Source organism: Arthrobacter sp. 10L424, from assembly GCF_056395325.1.
In genome coordinates this window covers 40,652-55,158 of the sequence record NZ_JBFTJH010000014.1, presented here as the reverse complement: position 1 = coordinate 55,158, position 14,507 = coordinate 40,652, and the positions used below count along the sequence as shown (strand labels likewise).

Here is a 14,507-nt window from a genome sequence, read left to right as displayed (position 1 = left end):
CAGGGATCACGACGCCGGGCTCAGCCCTGGGCGGCTGGCCCGGACCCGGCCGGCCCGGAGTCCAGCACGGCCATGGCCGCATTGTGCCCGCCGATGGCGCTGACGGCACCGCCGCGCCGGGCGCCCGACCCGCAGAGCAGGATCTGCGGGTCATCGGTCGCGACGCCCCAGCGCTGCGCCGGGGAGTCCCGCGGCGCGTTGTCCTCGACGAAGGGCCAGTCGAGGCCGCCGTGGAAGATGTTGCCCCGGGGCATGCCGACCGCCCGCTCGATGTCCAGGGTGGTCTTGGTTTCGATGCAGGGCTGTCCGTCCGGTCCCGTCAGCAGGAGTTCCTCAATGGGTTCGGCCAGAACCGAGTTCAGCGACTTCAGCACGGCCGCCTGCAGCTCCGCCCGGCGCTGGTCATTGTTCTCCGCCGTGATGAGCCGGTCCGGGACGTGCAGGCCGAACACGGTGAGGGTCTGCGCACCGGCGGCCTGCAGCTCCGGTGACAGGATGCTGGGGTCCGTGAGCGAATGGCAGTAGATCTCGCAGGGCAGCGGGTCGGGGACGGTTCCGGCCGCGGCGGCGAGGTAGGCGGCGTCGAGCTGCGACCAGGTCTCATTGATGTGGAACGTTCCGCCGAAGGCCGCTTCCGGGCTGACCGTCTCATCCAGGAGCCGGGGGAGCCGCTTCAGCAGCAGGTTCACCTTGACCTGGGCGCCCTCGCGGAGGTGGTTCGGGTTCCGGGTGGCGGGCTGTGTTGCCTGCTGTGCAGTGCCGCTGGAAGCGCCGGAGTTCCTGAGCCGGTCCAGCACCACCGGGGCCACGTTGGCGAGGACCCAGGAACCGGTGGCCGTGTGCTCTGCGCCGTCATGGAGGTAGCTGACCATGCCTCCCGGGCGGACCGCGGTGACGTCCGCGGACGTCAGGATGGTCGCCCCGGCCTCGCGGGCGGCACGTTCCAGCTCCCCGGACACGGCGCCCATCCCGCCGACGGGCACGTCCCAGTCGCCCGTTCCGCCGCCGACCAGGTGGTACAGGAAGCAGATGTTCTGCTGCAGGTCCTCGTCGTTTGCCCGGGCGAACGTGCCGATCAGGGCATCCGTGAGCACCACGCCGCGGACCAAATCGTGCTGGAGCGACTTCGCGATGGTGTCCCCGATGGGCCGTTCCGTCAGGGCTTCCCACTCAGCCTCCGCGCCGGCACGGGCTGCGAGGTCCCGAGCCTCGGACCGGGTCGGCAGCGGCGCGGTCATGGTGGGCCACAGGGCCTCGGTGAGCTGACGGAAGCCCGCGTAGAACTCGGTGAAGGCGTGGAACTCACTGTCGGGCGCGCCGACGGCGGCAAAGGATGCCGCGGTGGCCGCGGCATCGCCGTTGTCGACCAGCAGGGCGCGGCCGCCCGCGTGCGGGTCCGGGGTATAGGACGAGTACCGGCGCCTTGCCAGCCGGATGCGCAGGCCCAGGTCGTCAATGACCTGCTGCGGGAGGAGGCTCACGAGGTAGGAATAGCGCGAGAGGCGCGCGTCGACGCCGTCGAACGCCCGGGCGGATACCGCTGCGCCGCCGGGATGCTCAAGCTTTTCCAGCAGGAGGACCTTCCGGCCGGCCTTGGCCAGGTACGCGGCCGCGGCGAGGCCGTTGTGGCCGCCGCCGACAATGATCGCGTCAAACGCGCTGGTTTTCGACATGGGATTGCTCGGCATGAGCCCATCCTGCCATCGAGGCAGCCGGAAGGCGTCTGTTGTCCGGCCTCCGGACGCACCGTGGCGGTGGTCGGCCCCATGCCGGGGACGGGGAAGCCCGCCCCGGGTACGCAAAAGGCCCCGGTCCAGGGACCGGGGCCAAACGCGGAGACGGGGGGATTTGAACCCCCGGTGGAGTTGTGCCCCACACTTCATTAGCAGTGAAGCCCATTCGGCCGCTCTGGCACGTCTCCAATTGCTATTAACTAGCCAACCAAGGATACGCAGAAGGTGCCATGCAGTGCAAAACGGCCAACGCGGGGTCACTTCCGGCCCTTCCCGGGCCGCCGGATGGGCGCAGAGTGACCCCGCGTTGCTTTGTCCGGGGTCAGGCGCTCCGGCCTGCCAGCGCCCGCCAGAGGAAGTGCTGGCTGCGGCTCTGCAGGGCGGCGGCCTGGCGGTTGTCCGAGGCTCCCGCGTGGCCGCCCTCCAGCGCCTCGTGGAACCAGACGTTGGGGATGCCCATCGCCTGCATCCGGGCGGCCATCTTGCGCGCCTGGACCGGCCCCACCCGGTCATCCGAGGTGGCCGTCCAGATGAACGCCTCCGGGTAGTCCACCCCGTCCCGGAGCAGGTGGTAGGGCGAGAACGTCTTGATGAACTCCCACTGGTCCGGCACGTCCGGGTCCCCGTATTCGGCGATCCAGGAGTAGCCGGCGGACAGCTTGGTGTAGCGGCGCATGTCTAGCAGCGGGACCCCGCAGGAGACGGCGCCGAAGAGTTCCGGGTACTGGGTGAGCATGTTCCCCACCAGCAGGCCGCCGTTGGATCCGCCCACGCAGCCGAGCCGCGCCCGCGAGGTCACGCCGCGCGAGATCAGGTCCGCCGCCACCGCCGCGAAGTCCTCGTAGGCCCGGTGCCGCTTCTCCTGCAGGGCAGCGCGGTGCCACGAGGGCCCGTACTCGCCGCCGCCGCGGATGTTGGCCACCACGTAGACGCCGCCGCGGGTGTGCGGGGCGTCGCCCTCGTGGCCTGCGGATTCCTCGGTGCGGCGTTCCAGCCAGGCCCGGCCGATCGCGCCGCTGTAGGCGGGGGTCCGGGAGATTTCGAAGCCGCCGTAGCCGGAGAGCTGCGTGGGGTTCTGCCCGTCCAAGACCAGATCCTTGGACGCCACCTGGAAGTACGGCACCTTCGTGCCGTCCTTGGACACGGCAAAGTGCTGCTGGACCTCGTAGGCCTCTTCGTTGAAGAACGACGGCGACGTCCGGACCACCTCGTGCGTGCTGTCCACGCCGCCCCCGCCCGCCCGCCGCAGGGTGCCGCGGGTCAACGTGCTCGGCGTCGTGAAACCGGTGGCCACGAGCCAGAAGTCGTTCCCGGCTCCGGGCGCCTCGACCTCGGACACCGCTGTGGCGCCGTCGGTGCCGTCAGTGTCGAAGTCGTCATCCGAGCCGCTGGCGGTGTCCTCGTCGTCGACGGCGTAGGCATTGACGTCGTGCAGCGGCGGGCAGGCGTCCAGCACGGTCGAGGCCCAGGCGGTGTCCGTCCCGGGCTGTTGCGGATCGAGGACCCGGATCTCCGAGGAGACGTCGCGGAGCAGGTTCAGCAGCAGGAAGTCCCGCGTCCAGCTCCAGGACTGCAGGGACGTGTGCTCGTCCGGGGTGAACAGCACGGACAGGTCCCGGCTGCCGGCCAGGAAGGCCTCGAACCCCGCGGCGAGCAGGGAGCCCGCCGGGTAGGTCGTTGCGCCGACGGTCCAGTCCTTCTGGGGCCGGAAAAGCAGCCATTCGCGGTGCGAGCTGAGGTTCACGTCCACCGGGACGTCGAGCTGGACCCACTGCCCGTCGCGCAGCACCGAGGTGGTCCTCTCGAAGAAGCTGATCCAGTCCACTGCGAAGGTCCGCTCGAAGCCCGGGGTGGAGTCGTGCGCCACCAGGGCCATCATGTGGTCCTCGGGGATTTCGAACAGCCGTTCCGCCGCGGCCAGGGATTCGCCGCGGCGCAGCTTGACGCCGGTCCGGGCGTAGGAGGACGTCGTGCTGGGCAGCCCCTCGGCCGTGGAGGCGACCAGCAGAGTGTCGGCGTCGAGCCAGGAGGCGTTGCCCTTCGCTGTCGGCAGGTCGAAGCCGCCGGCCGCCGGGTCCACGAAACTGCGGGTCTCGACGTCGAACTCGCGGTAGCGGTTCGCGTCGCCGCCGTCGGGGGAGAGGGCAAGCAGCGCCAGCCGGTGCGGCTCGCCCTCGGCCGGGCGCAGGAAGCCGGCGCCGTGGAAGACCCATTCTTCGCCTTCCGCTGCGGCCAGGGCGTCTACGTCCAGCAGGACATCCCACTCCGGTGATCCGCCGCGGTAGCTGTCCCAGCTGGTCCGGCGCCACAGGCCCTTCGGGTTTTGCCGGTCCTTCCAGAAGTTGTAGTACCAGTCCCCGTGCTTGCCCACCATTGCGATCCGGTCGGTGGAGTCCAGCACCTCGAGGATGCTGCTTTCCAGTGCGGAGTACTCCGCGTCCTCCAGGAGCTCCTCGGTGCGGGCGTTCTGTTCCCGGACCCAGGCAAGCTGTTCAGCGCCGTAGATCTCCTCGAGCCAGACGTTCTCGTCGACGGGTTCGGGGGCGGTTCCATCAGTTGCGGCCCCGGCGGGACGGTCGGACGCGGGCGGGGGAGCGGCTTCAGTGGTGGTCATTTTTCCATCCAAGCAACATCGGCGCGCCGGTAGCAAGTCAAGCGGCGCCCGGCGCCCGCGGACCGCGTCCCGGGGCCGTCCGGCAGGCCGGGCACGTCAAGGCCGCGGGCCCGCAGCGGATACGCTGGATGCCGTGGGCATATCGCAGAGCATCCGGACGGCAGTGATTGGCGCCGGTCCCCGGGGCACGAGCGTGCTGGAGCGGCTGCTGGCCAACTGGGTGCCCGCCGGGCCGGACGACGCTCTGCACATCGACGTCATTGATCCATACCCCGCGGGTCCGGGGCATGTCTGGCAGCCCGGCCAGTCCCGGCTCTACCTGATGAACACCCAGTCGTTCTACCCCACGGTCATCCCCGAGGACCCGGACCTCGCGCCGCCGCTGGGCGGGCACACCTTCGACCGCTGGCGTGAACTGCAGCGGGAGCAGCCCCACCCCGCCCTCACTGCCCGGGAACGCGCCGAACTGTCCGGGCTTGCCTCGGAGGACTTCCCCAGCAGGGCCCTGTACGGCCGCTACCTCCGCTCGACCTTGGAGGAGCTGTTGTCCTGCCTCCCCGCCGGCGCCACGGTGGACTTCCACAGCACAACGGCGACGTCGGTCCGCCACACTGCCACCCTGGGGGCCGGCGACGGGGACAGCGGCCGGGTGACGTTCGACGTCGAACTCGCCGACGGCGGGGTCCTCACCGTCGATTCCGTGGTGCTGGCGCTCGGCCACCTCGAGTCGCGGCTCAGCCCCGAGCAGCGCGAACTGCAGGCGGCGGCGGAGGAGTTCGGGCTCCAGTACCTGCCTCCGGCCGCCCCGGCCGACGTCGACTGGTCGCTGGTGCCGGCCGTCAAACCGGTGCTGGTGCGCGGCATGGGCCTGAACTTCTTCGATGCCATGGGCCAGCTGACCGAAGGCCGCGGCGGCCGGTTCCTGCCCGGCGCGGACGGCCGGCTCGGCTACCTTCCCTCTGGCCGTGAACCGCTCATCATTGCGGCCTCTCGGCGCGGCACCCCGTACCGGGCCAAGGCCAACCTCGCCGGCTACTACCCCGACGCCGTGACGCTGAAGTACTGCACCGAGCACGCCCTGGCGAAATTCGCGGACGCGGGAATCCGGCCCGCCTTCGACCACGACCTCTGGCCGCTCCTGCACCGCGACGCCCTCTGGGCCTACTACTCGACGCTGGCGCGCTCGCAGCCGGGCGCCATCCTGACGGATCCGAAGGAGTTCCTGACGGCGCTGGAGGAGGCCCTCCGCCCGCATGCCCACTCCGCCGCTAAATGGGAAGACCTGGTGGACTCCGTCCTGGACGTCCACCTCCGTCCGGCCCACCGGCTGAACCTGCTCGGACTCGCGGCGCCGCTCGCCGGGCGGTCGTTCGCTTCCCGCGCGGAACTCGACGGCGCCGTCGTCGAGTATCTGCTCGACGACGCCCGGCGTTCCGCGCTGGGTGAGGACGACCCGGTGAAGATGACCATCGGCGCCCTGCACCACGGCCGGGCGGTCCTGAAGACAGCCGTCGCGGACGGCGGCATCACCGATGAATCGTGGGTTGCCGGGCTCCGCGGCTGGTTCGAATCGTTTGTGGAGGGCCTGGCCAGCGGGCCGCCCGCGCTGCGTGCCGAGCAGCTCGCGGCCCTGGTCAGCGCCGGCGTGGTCCGGTTCGTCGGGCCGGACCCGAAGTTCGGGGTGGACCGCAAAGCCCGGACGTTCACGGCGGTGTCGCCCTGGGTGGGGAACAGCGACGACGACGGCGGCGAAGTGGTGAATGCCGTGGCCATGATCGAGGCGCTGGCGCCGGCCAACAGGGTCGCGGTCAACGAGTCGCCCCTGCTGGAGCAGCTGCTTGCCGAAGGCCTGGCCCGCCCCCGGCTCATGATGACGGTGGAAGGGACTCCGGTGCCGACGTCGGGGCTGGACGTGGCCCCGCACCCGTACCGGCCGCTGGGCGCGAATGGCTCGGTGACCGAAGGCCTCTATGTCCTCGGACTGCAGTTGTCCGCCGTGCAGTGGGGAACGGCCATTGCGGCCGAGGCCCGGCAGAAGAGCGGGCCGGTGTACCGCAGCGGCCAGCGCACGCTGCGGGACGCCGACGAGATTGCCCGGGCCATCCTCGGGTCCTGACAGGCCTCGAAAGGCCCGCAAGGGTCCATGCAAAATGAGCATGCCCTCCGTCCGGGCTGCGCAGTGGACATATTGGCAATATGTCCGTTGCTGCGGCCCGGGGGAGGGCATGCTCACTGGGTCAGGGCCGGGAAACTAGCCCTTGAGGCACTTCAGGTACTGGACCCAGGCAATCGTGTACTTGATCCAGCCCTTGAAGTCGTACCACTTCGTCGGCGGAACCGGGACGGTGCACTTCGGCGGGACGGGTGTGGTGGCAGCGACCTGGACGCTCGCCTTCACCACGGTACCGGATTCGACGGCGGTGAGCACCAGCGTGCCCGTGCCGGCGGCTGCGCCGGCGGGAACCTTCAGATCCACCGTGGCGGCGCCGGCGGAAACCGGAACCGTGCCAAGGGCCGTTACGGTGCCCTTCGCATCCGTGAACTCGGCGCGCAGCGAGGCGTTGGCCGGGCTGCCCAGGGAGGTGAGGTCCAGCTTGGAGACAGCCAGGGTGATGGCTCCCCCGCCCTTGACCTCGGCTGCGGTGGTGTTCACCACGGCAACGGAGCGGCGCGCGAAGTCGGGTGCCACAGGGCTGTGTGCCTGCAGGTACTTGATCCACGCGTCGCGGTCCACCAGTCCGGAGTCCTTGGTGCCGGTGCCTTCCTTGAAGATTCGGAAGTTGTCGCCGCCCGTTGCCAGGAAGTTGAACGTTCCGATCCGGTAGGACTTCGCCGGGTCGATCAGCGCGCCGTTGACCCGGATCGAGGTGATCCGGTCACCGGCGGCGCGGGCGGCGTCGTAGGTGTAGTTGACGTTCTTGGACAGGCCCAGCTGCTGGTAGGCGCGGCTGGGAACCGTGCCGTCCGGGTTGGTCTGCCACTGCTGCTCCAGGAGCGTCTTGAACTGCCCGCCGGTCAGCGATGTGGTCCACAGGTTGTTCACGAACGGCAGGACCGCGTTGGCCTCGGCGTAGGTGACGGTCCCGTCCGGCGCGAAGTACAGCTCGTTGCGCAGGCCGCCCGGGTTGACGACGCCGATCTCGGCGCCGCCCAGTTCCGGAGCCTTGAGCGAATCCACGAGGGAATCGGCGACCAGGTTGCCCAGGGTGGACTCGTTCGCGCGGTCGTCACGCACGGCGGGGGAGCCGCCGAACGCGGTGGTGATATCCGCGGTCACCTTGCCGACAGGCTGGTTGCCCACCACTGCTGCGTCGGCCAGGGCCTTGTCAACGATGGTCTTGACGGCGGCGACCCGCGGGTAATCGCGGACCAGAACGTCGGCCGGCTGGTCAGCGGAGGTGGTCCGCTTGACGTTGCCGGCCTTGTAGCCGGTGACCGACATGGTCTTGGTGTCGATGGTGAGCTGGATCTGGCCGATGTACTCGCCGTAGTTGCCGGTCTGGACGATCGGGCGGGTCTTGCCCTCAACGCCCGGGACCGGAGCGTCCCAGGAGTACTGCTTGTGGGTGTGGCCGTTGAAGATCGCCGCAACATCCGGGGTGACCTCGGTGACCATCTTGGCGAAGGGGCCGCCGGCGGCGACTTCCTGAGCCAGGGTGGAACCTTCCGGCGCTCCGGAACCGGCGCCGTCGTGGTTCTCCACGATGATCACATCGGCGAGCTTCGCCGCCTTGATCTTCGCGGCGACGCGGTTGATCGCGTCGACGGCGTCGCCGAATTCGAGATCGGCGATGCCCGCGGGGGTGACCAGCGAGGGCACTTCCTGCGTGACAGTTCCGATCACGGCGACCTTGACGCCGTTCATGTCGAGGACCGTGTACTCCGGCAGCACCGGCTCGGTGGTGCCCTTCTTGTAGACGTTGGCGCCAAGGTACGGGAACTTGGCGTTGTTGCCGCCCGCGATGACGCGGTCGCGCAGGTCGGCCCAGCCGCCGTCGAACTCGTGGTTGCCCACGGCCGAGGTCCGCAGCTCAAGGGCGTTCAGCACATCGATGGTCGGCTGGTCCTTGGCAACGGCCGAGGCGAACAGCGAGGCGCCGATGTTGTCGCCCGCGGAGAGGAACGCCGTGGCGCCGGGGGCAGCCTGGGCCCGCAGCTTTTCGATGGTTCCCGCGAAGAACACGGTGTTGGAATCGATGCGGCCGTGGAAGTCGTTGATGCCGAGGAAGTTCAGCTCAACGCTCGCCGGGGTGACGGGAAGGTTCAGCCCGACCACCACCGGATCGTGGTCGCTCGCCCGGAACTGGTCCGCGGCGTAGTAGTCGGTCACGTTGTTGTTGTAGCGGCTGTACTCCAGGGCGACGGACTCCACGGAGTTGATGTTCCAGATGTCGGCGCCGGTGACGATGGCGTTGGCACCCGGGGAGGCGAGGATGTGGTCCAGCGAGCCCACCATGCCACCGAAGAGGTAGGAGTGCTTGGCGGAACTATCGGCGTTCTTGGCCTTGTCGTCCTGGTTGACGTATCCGGCGGCCGTGAAGACGTTGATCGGGTCTTCCTTGGCGTAGGAGTTGAAATCGCCGATCAGGAAGACCTTGTCGGTGCCCTTGGAGGCCTGCAGCTCGTTCGAGAACGCGAGCAGGGACTTGGCCTGTGCGGTGCGGGCGAGGTTTGAGGCGCCCTGGCCCTTGTCGGTGTCCTCCGGAGTGGCGGCTGAGCCCTTGGACTTGAAGTGGTTGGCGATCGCGATGAACTTCTTGTCATCGGAGGCGCCGACGGGCTTGAAGACCTGCGCCATGGGCTTGCGGGCACTGGCGAAGGCTGCGGTGTCGTTGAGGATGATCGACTCGCCCACCGGCTCCGCGACGGCCTTCTTGAAGATGAACGCGGTGCGGATCATGTCCTCGTCGGCCAGCGGAGGTGCGTTAGCCGGCGTGCGGACGTAGTCCCAGATCCCGGGGGTGGCGATGTTCAGCGCGTCAACCAGCTTGGCCAGGGCGTCGTCGCGGTTCTTGCCGAACTGCGCCGAGTTTTCAACCTCCATGAGCGTGACGACGTCGGCGCCGGACTTGGAGATGGCGGCGACGATCTTGTCCTGCTGGCGCTTGAGGTTCTCCGCGTTGGCGGCGCCGCGGACATTGCAGCCGCCGCTGACCGTGATGGGGTTGCCCGCCCGGTCGTTGTAGAACTTGCAACCGGCGATCGTGTCGCCGGTGGTCGGGAAGTAGTTCAGCACGTTGAACGAGGCGATCTTGAGGTTGCCGCCCACTGCTGCCGGAGCGTCTGTGCGGGTGGCGCCGAAGCTGACCGGCTGGACTGCCTCCGCGTTGGCGGGGGTCAGGTGGGTCAGGGGCTGGAACTTCCAGGAGTTGTTGGTGTAGCTCAGCACTACGTTGGTCTTGAAGCTCACCGGTGCACCGACGCGGACAGGATCCGCCGTGCTCAGGTACGGCAGTTCCAGGGCCTTGGTGGTGGCGTCTTTGAGGAAGTTGGTGGTGGCGCCGTCGTCGAGCTTGATGCCGCGGGAGGCATTCTCGGCGACGGTGGCGGTGTACGTGGCGGAACCGTACTCCGCGACGGCGGTGGGCTGCTCCAGCGGCGTGGTGCCGCCGGCCAGGCCGATTTCGCCGTACTGGTTCAGCGAATAGTTATCGCTCACGGTCACGGGACCCTGCGGGGCCAGCAGCATGCCCTCGAGTGATTCGCGGAAGGCTTCCTCCGCCGGGAGGGCAAAACCGGTGGCCTTGACCTCAGGGGCTGCCTCGGTGAGCTTCTTCAGGTCCGCCGCGGCGGCAACCGTCATCTGGGTCATGCCGAAGTATTCGCTGACGGTGCCGGACACCTCGACGTAGTCGCCGGCCTGGACGGAACCGGCCGTGGCCGACGAGAAGACAAAGATCGCGTCCGACGCCGTGTGGTTGGCCGGGGTCAGGTCGCCGCCGGTGCCGGGGGTCTGGATGTAGTAGCCGGCGAACCCGCCGGTGGGGAACGTGGCAGTGACCTTGCCGCGGGTGGTCACGGAGGTGCCTACGAGCGGGCTGGCGGTACCGTTGCCCTGGATCTCTGCGATGGTCTTGGTGGCCGGGGGAGTGACCGGGCCCGGATCGACCGGAGGATCAACGGGGGCGGCCGTACCGTTGACGGCCTTGGGGGTGATTGTCGCGTTCAGGGTAAAGTCCGCGGCGTTGCTGTTGCTGTCAACGCCGTTGCTGCGGTTCACGCTCTTGACGTCACCCGTGCCCGACGGCGCGGTGGCGGCCTGGGCCTCGAAGGTGTTGGACGAACCATAGCCGAGCAGGTCCGCGACGTTAGAGGGCTCGATGACCGAACCGGTTGCCAGCGGGTTCAGCGCGGCGGCCTGCTTGGCCAGCACGATGGTTCCGCCGCCGATGGCAGGGTTGAAACCGGTGGCGGTGACGTCAGCGGCGGGGAGTTCGGCGCCGGCGGCGGCGGTGCCGCCGTTGGCGCCGCCCTTAAGCAGGTAGTAGCCCTTGGCAGGGATGCTGCCGGTCAGTGGGGCGGCGAAGCTGGGCGCCGATGTACCCGTTGCGGCGCGGTACTGCAGCGACCAGCCCTCCAGGGAAACCGGGGCGTCCGAGGTGTTGTACAGCTCAACGAACTTGTTCTTGTAGGCTGCTCCGGCGCTGCCGCCGCTGAGGTATGCCTCGTTGATGATGACTGGCGAGGCGCCAGCAGCCGGGGAGACCTCCACGGCAAACGCCGGGACAGCGGCCAGCGGGGCTGCGATGAGCCCCACTGACAGCGCTGTGCCGAGCGCGGTTTTCCAAGGTATGCGTTTCATCCGCTCTAACTCTCATTAGGTGCCCGGGTAAGGGCTGGGTGGAATGTGTCCGCGTGATGCCAACGGACTGCCGGTCACTGCTCCTGGTCAAGCAGCTTCCGGCACAGCAAAACAGGGATGAATGAACACGATGTGTACGGCATGTGCATTCGGCGAGACGTCCCCCAGCGGAACGCGTCACAGCCTTCCCGGAACGGCTCGAACGCCCGGGGCAGGGTTTCTGGTGATGCCTGTGAGTGATGCCCGGGTGCCTCGGCCGGACTCTCCACAGCAGAATACCGGCCAGTAGCCCTTGGGAAAGGGGCTGGCCGGTATTTCTTACAACAATTTTGGTAATTAGGCGGGAACGGGCTGTCCGCGCTGCGCGTTTAGGCGTCCGCGGCGGCCTGGGCCCCCTGTTGGGTTTCGGCCACTATTTTGAACATTGCGCCGGTGGGGTCAGCGAGGGTGGCCAGCCGGCCGAAGGGACTGTCGTCGGGTCCGTCGATCACTTCGGCTCCCATTGCGACGGCCTTCTCGATGGCGGCGTCCGTGTCTTCGACGGCGAAGTAGATCTGCCAGCTGGCCGGGACTCCGGCGGGAAGGTAGCCCGAGGCATCCATGATTCCGGCTTTGGCGTCGTCTCCGGCTCCCAGCGTTGTGTAGCGGAATTCCGGACTGTCACTCAGGACTTCGGTTTCCCAGCCGAACACGTCCTGGTAGAACTTCACGGCCTTGGCGTAGTCCCGGGCATGGAGTTCGTGCCAGGCGGGGGTGCCCGGTTCGGCGGCGAGCTCGTAGCCCTTCATCTCGCCGGGCTGCCAGATACCAACAGACGCGCCGGTGGCGTCGCCCACCATGGCCATGCTGCCTTGTTCGGGCACGTCCATGGGTTCCATGTAGACCTGTCCGCCGTGCTCCGCCGCGCTCTTGACCGTGGCCCTGGCATCGTCAGTGCGCAGGTAGGTGGACCACACGTCCGGGAAGCCGGCCTGGGCTTCCTGCTTCTGCATCATTCCGGCGACGGACTTGCCGTTCTTCAGCGCTGTCATGTAGCCGCCGTATTTCTCCTGGTCGCCCGTCTCGAAAATCCAGCCGAAAAGCTCGCCATAGAACGCTTTGGCCTTTTCGGTATCGGAGGTCAGCAGGTCGATCCAGCAAGGCGCTCCGTTGGGGTGGTCTGGTGTTGGCATTGTGGGGTCCTGCTTTCTGTAGGAGGCAGTGAAGATGGCTCTGCCGGGCCAGTGCGTCTGGGGGTAGTGATGAAGACACAGTGAGACTATGCCCGGGGGCCGACGGTTTCAATGGCACCGCTGATCGGATCCGGCACAGCAGGGGCAGGGACTCCGCGGCCGGAAATCAGCACGCCCACGAACCCCGCCCGTAACGCAAAAATGCCCCTGGCTCGGCGGCAAAGCGCAGAACCAGGGGCATTATTCGCGGAAGGTAAGAGATTCGAACTCTTGGTACGGGGTCACCGCACACTGGTTTTCAAGACCAGCTCCATCGGCCGCTCGGACAACCTTCCCTAACGAGTAGTGTTTCATAGGCGGTCGGCAGCAACAAAAAACGCAGCTGCGCTCGCGGACAGGCGTAGCTCCTCCGCCTACTCTGGGAGAAGGCGCTTCGGACGTGGTGTGCCGCAGGCGCATCCCTGCAAAAAGGCTGCAAGAAGTCTGTTAGGAATCGGGAGTTCTCCATGAAGGCTGTCTATATCTCAGAGCCCGGCGGACCCGAGGCCCTGGAGGTCCGCGACGTCCCGGCCCCGGTGCCCGGCCCAGGCGAAGTGCTGATCGACGTCGTCGCCGCCGGGCTCAACCGCGCCGACGTCCAGCAACGCAAGGGCCACTACCCGCCCCCGCCCGGCGCTTCGGAAGTTCCCGGGCTGGAAGTCTCAGGCAGGATTGCCGGGTTCGGGCCCGGCGTGACCAAACCGTTCTCCGTGGGGGACAAGGTGGTAGCCCTGCTGGCCGGCGGCGGCTACGCCGAGCAGGTTGCCGTGCCGGCGGGACAGGTTCTGAGGATCCCCGACGGCGTCGACCTCGTCACCGCCGCAGCGTTGCCGGAAGTCGCGGCCACGGTCTACTCCAACCTGATCATGACGGCGCAGCTGCAACCGGGCGAGACCGTGCTCATCCACGGGGCAACCGGGGGCATCGGAACCATGGCCATCCAGCTCGCGAAGGCCATGGGTGCCGTGGTGGCCACCACGGCGGGCACAGCGGAGAAGGTCGGCACCGCCAAGGCCTTCCTCGGCGCGGACATCGCGATCAACTACTCCGAGGAAGACTTCCCGGCGAGCCTCCGCGCGCAAAACGGCGGTAAGGGCGCGGACGTCATCCTCGACGTCGTCGGAGCCAAATATCTCCAGCAGAACGTGGACGCACTGGCGGACTACGGGCGGCTGGTGGTGATCGGGCTGCAAGGCGGAGCCAAGGGCGAGCTGGACCTCGGCATGCTGCTGCGCAAGCGTGCCGCGATCATTGCGACGGCGTTGCGTCCACGGCCGGTGGAGGAGAAGTCCGTGATCATGGACGCCGTCCGCGACGCGGTCTGGCCGCTGCTGGCCGACGGCCGGATCCGGCCGCTTGTGGCAAAGACCTTCCCGCTGGGGCAGGTCGGTGACGCGCACCGGTACTTCGATACCGGGGACCACGTAGGAAAGATTCTGCTGGTCATGTAGCACATATGCCCGTTATGACATACACCGAATTGCTCTGTCACACCGAATGACTGTAATGTAATTCCATACGCGGTATACACGCGTCTTGGGGCGCGTGTATGCTGTCGTCCCGCTACCCTCCGGGAGCATTATGTCCATTCGTCACAGCCTCCTCGCCCTCCTGCAGGACCGCCCACGCTATGGCTACCAGCTCAGGATTGAATTCGAGGACCGCACCGGATCATCCTGGCCCCTCAACATCGGGCAGGTCTACACCACCCTCGACCGCCTGGAGCGCGACGGCCTTGTCCGCAAAGATGGTGCCGACGGTGAAGGCCACGTCATCTACAGCATCACTGCCGAGGGCCTCGCCGAGGTCCGCAACTGGTTCACGTCCCCTGTGCCGCGGGCGAGTCCTCCGCGGAACGAACTGGCCATCAAGCTCGCCCTCGCGCTGACACTTCCCGGCGTCGACGTCGGCGCCTCCATCCACGCCCAGCGCGCCGTATCGATCCGGGCGCTGCAGGACTACACCAAAGCCCGGCGTGACACGGCGTCCCAGCACCGGCCGGCGGATACCGCCCGGCTGCTGGTCCTGGATTCCCTGATCTTCCAGACCGAAGCCGAGGTGCGGTGGCTGGACCTCTGCGAGGCACGGCTGATGCAGCTGACCGGTCCGAACGCCTAGCCTCCCGGGGCCAGCGGTGCGAATATTAA

7 protein-coding genes and 2 tRNA genes are annotated in these 14,507 nt (G+C 68.0%); 3 read left to right on the top strand and 6 right to left on the bottom strand.

What is annotated here, in order from left to right; translation table 11 throughout:
- Nucleotides 1-20: 20 nt before the first annotated feature.
- From AC1DC5_RS18485 to AC1DC5_RS18475, 3 genes are all read right to left on the bottom strand, one after another.
- The gene (locus AC1DC5_RS18485; protein ID WP_476866116.1) at nucleotides 21-1,688 is read right to left on the bottom strand and encodes a phytoene desaturase family protein; all 1,668 of its coding nucleotides are present in this window, start codon (nucleotides 1,686-1,688) and stop codon (nucleotides 21-23) included.
- Between the two features lie 145 nt (nucleotides 1,689-1,833).
- Nucleotides 1,834-1,921, bottom strand: a tRNA-Ser gene (locus AC1DC5_RS18480).
- Between the two features lie 134 nt (nucleotides 1,922-2,055).
- On the bottom strand, nucleotides 2,056-4,347 hold the full coding sequence (locus AC1DC5_RS18475; protein WP_476866115.1) for a prolyl oligopeptidase family serine peptidase: 2,292 nt from the start codon (nucleotides 4,345-4,347) through the stop codon (nucleotides 2,056-2,058).
- 133 nt (nucleotides 4,348-4,480) lie between these two features.
- Between AC1DC5_RS18475 and AC1DC5_RS18470 the strand changes: the two genes are divergently transcribed.
- Nucleotides 4,481-6,463, top strand: coding sequence for an FAD/NAD(P)-binding protein (locus AC1DC5_RS18470; RefSeq protein ID WP_476866114.1), 1,983 nt, complete (start codon nucleotides 4,481-4,483; stop codon nucleotides 6,461-6,463).
- 135 nt (nucleotides 6,464-6,598) lie between these two features.
- On the opposite strand, the gene AC1DC5_RS18465 is transcribed toward AC1DC5_RS18470, so the two are convergent.
- The 3 genes from AC1DC5_RS18465 to AC1DC5_RS18455 form a co-directional block, all read right to left on the bottom strand.
- On the bottom strand, nucleotides 6,599-11,149 hold the full coding sequence (locus tag AC1DC5_RS18465; protein ID WP_476866113.1) for an ExeM/NucH family extracellular endonuclease: 4,551 nt from the start codon (nucleotides 11,147-11,149) through the stop codon (nucleotides 6,599-6,601).
- A gap of 368 nt (nucleotides 11,150-11,517) precedes the next feature.
- The gene (locus tag AC1DC5_RS18460; protein WP_476866112.1) at nucleotides 11,518-12,321 is read right to left on the bottom strand and encodes a VOC family protein; all 804 of its coding nucleotides are present in this window, start codon (nucleotides 12,319-12,321) and stop codon (nucleotides 11,518-11,520) included.
- Nucleotides 12,322-12,568: 247 nt separating this feature from the next.
- Nucleotides 12,569-12,656: transfer RNA gene (locus AC1DC5_RS18455), tRNA-Ser, on the bottom strand.
- A gap of 171 nt (nucleotides 12,657-12,827) precedes the next feature.
- Between AC1DC5_RS18455 and AC1DC5_RS18450 the strand changes: the two genes are divergently transcribed.
- Both AC1DC5_RS18450 and AC1DC5_RS18445 read left to right on the top strand, forming a co-directional pair.
- Nucleotides 12,828-13,811: an NAD(P)H-quinone oxidoreductase gene (locus tag AC1DC5_RS18450; protein WP_441406802.1), complete on the top strand. Its 984-nt coding sequence runs from the start codon at nucleotides 12,828-12,830 to the stop codon at nucleotides 13,809-13,811.
- Between the two features lie 130 nt (nucleotides 13,812-13,941).
- The gene (locus AC1DC5_RS18445) at nucleotides 13,942-14,478 is read left to right on the top strand and encodes a PadR family transcriptional regulator (RefSeq protein WP_441406801.1); all 537 of its coding nucleotides are present in this window, start codon (nucleotides 13,942-13,944) and stop codon (nucleotides 14,476-14,478) included.
- Nucleotides 14,479-14,507 lie beyond the last annotated feature (29 nt).

Bases quoted from the DNA above. Each gene is read 5' to 3' on its own strand.
- AC1DC5_RS18485 (WP_476866116.1), bottom strand. From the start codon at position 1,688: ATGCCGAGCAATCCCATGTCGAAAACCAGCGCGTTTGACGCGATCATT.
- AC1DC5_RS18450 (WP_441406802.1), top strand. From the start codon at position 12,828: ATGAAGGCTGTCTATATCTCAGAGCCCGGCGGACCCGAGGCCCTGGAG.
- AC1DC5_RS18445 (WP_441406801.1), top strand. From the start codon at position 13,942: ATGTCCATTCGTCACAGCCTCCTCGCCCTCCTGCAGGACCGCCCACGC.
- AC1DC5_RS18465 (WP_476866113.1), bottom strand. From the start codon at position 11,149: ATGAAACGCATACCTTGGAAAACCGCGCTCGGCACAGCGCTGTCAGTG.
- AC1DC5_RS18460 (WP_476866112.1), bottom strand. From the start codon at position 12,321: ATGCCAACACCAGACCACCCCAACGGAGCGCCTTGCTGGATCGACCTG.
- AC1DC5_RS18475 (WP_476866115.1), bottom strand. From the start codon at position 4,347: ATGACCACCACTGAAGCCGCTCCCCCGCCCGCGTCCGACCGTCCCGCC.